Annotated in this window: 1 protein-coding gene; it reads left to right on the top strand. The window is 51.9% G+C overall.

All coding sequences use genetic code 11. The annotated features are described in order from the left end of the window. Positions 1 to 1,038: 1,038 nt before the first annotated feature. On the top strand, positions 1,039 to 2,009 hold a 971-nt coding region (locus JX325_RS15870; RefSeq protein ID WP_204792022.1), incomplete at its 3' end, for an S-layer homology domain-containing protein.

Genomic DNA, 2,009 nt, shown 5'->3' with positions numbered 1-2,009 from the left:
ACACCCAAAATCCACGGAAGGGCATAAGGGGATGTGACGCAGACAGCCCTCCGTGCGCTTTCACATGCTTTCCGGTTTCACTTTGGCCTTATGGTTTCACTTTGGCCTACCGGTTTTGCTTTGGCCTTTGCTGTATCTGTCCGGCTTCATGCGGACCCCCGGAGTGTATTTCCGGCTCCGCAGGGGACGGGGGAAGAAAAGACTATATTCAGTTAAAGATAGGCAGAAGAAAAGCCGCCTCCGCCTGGAGCAATTCAGGAGAGACGGCTTGCTTTTGCAAATCTTATTAAATGGGGCTTGCTATTTCAAAGTCATAAGCGTAAAATAGGCGGTGAGGAAAACTGAATAGTGCGGTGGGCATAGGGAGCGCCAACTCCCCATGCCCTATGCGGACACTAGCGCTGTCCACACAACGATGAAATTCGCACCACGGGATTATTATACCCTCTGCTGTAATCTTTGGCAAGAGGGGAAACCGCTGTGTTGCTATTATAACATCGTGTCGTGTTGGGATTATTGCGTCCGCACGGCACGATTTCTGTTTTCCTCACGGCAAGTTCCCAGCGTATCCCCAGATTCTTCCCCCAGCAAAGCAGGAAGGGGGACGGCTGACCGTCCCCCTGACCCTGCCTTATCTTGCCGTGAGAAAACAACACAGGGTACATGTGGGCAATGGTTCTGTCAAAACCCGAAAGACCCGCCGACAGGACACAAACCGAACGTGAAAACACGTCCACATATATCCTAAAACATTGAAAGGGGGTAATCTCTATGCACGCTCGCAACCACATCCGCCGTCTTATCACAGCAGCGCTTACGGCGTCACCGCCGGTAGTTATAGACACGAACAGAAAAGCAACATCCAAGCAAACAAAAGCGCAAAACTAAAGCCAAAAAAATAAACTTCCTGTCGACGCAAGCGTCAGCAGGAAAAGATGCAACAAATAAATCCTTATTGTACTACAATATTTTGATGAAAAATTATATAGAAAAGTGGGAATCATTATGATAGAATGTAAGAGTAAGGATGAGGGTCGCGTGTGGTTGCACGTGGACGATGCTATTATCCGCCGTCTTATTGCGGCAGCTCTTGCGATTATTATGGCACTGTCCCTGTCCGTCTCGGCCTTCGCCGTCGAGTATGACACGCACATCGACCCCAACTGTCCGGTTTGCAATCCCGGCGTCACGCAGGATTCCAAGCTCAACGCAATTTCTGACGCTCTCGCGGCAGTCCTGAGTTTCAGCGACGTATCCAGCACACACACGTTCCATGATGCGATTATCTGNTGCGCGAACCAGAGCATCGTCGGCGGCTATACGGACGGCTCGTTCAAGCCTGCCAACACTGTATCCAGGTCCAACTTCGTCGTCATGCTGTCCAGAGCGTTCTATGCCAGCGACATCAAGAAATACANCANTGACTTCACACTGTCCTATGGCGCGTTCTACCCCAACTATCTCGCGCTTGCGAACAACGGCATCTGGAACAATGTCAGCTTCGATGAAGACTATATCTACACTTCTGCGTTCGCGGCAAGCATGAACAAGGGTATCTCCCGGTATGACATGGCCCAGCTCATGACCAACATCATGACCAAGAAGGGTTTCTCTGCCAGCGCCAACGATAAGAACGCGGCGATTGCCAAAATCACAGACTATAACAGCATCCCCAGCCAGTACCGTGATGCGGTCGCCAACGTGTATGCCCTCGGCGTCATCGGCGGCTACTCCGACGGTTCTTTTAACGGCGATGGCGTCATGAACCGCGGTCAGGCTGCGGTTGTAATCTACCGCATGATGCAGTACACCGGAAACTCCGGCGGGGATATCACCAATCCTGACCCTGAGACTCCCGTAGACCCCAGCACCGGCGAAGTTGTCTGCGCCTGCGTAACAGTCCACGGCAAGCTCTGCGAGATTTGCCACACAGCTCAGACCGGCAACACAACTCCTGTAGAACCTGAGAAGCCTGAAACGCCCAACACTCCTGCTGCCGGAACTCTGAC

Source organism: Oscillibacter sp. CU971 (assembly GCF_905219725.1).
GTDB lineage: Bacteria > Bacillota > Clostridia > Oscillospirales > Oscillospiraceae > Oscillibacter.
The sequence above is the reverse complement of the archived record's forward strand: the minus strand, read 5'-3'. Positions and strand labels throughout refer to the sequence as shown.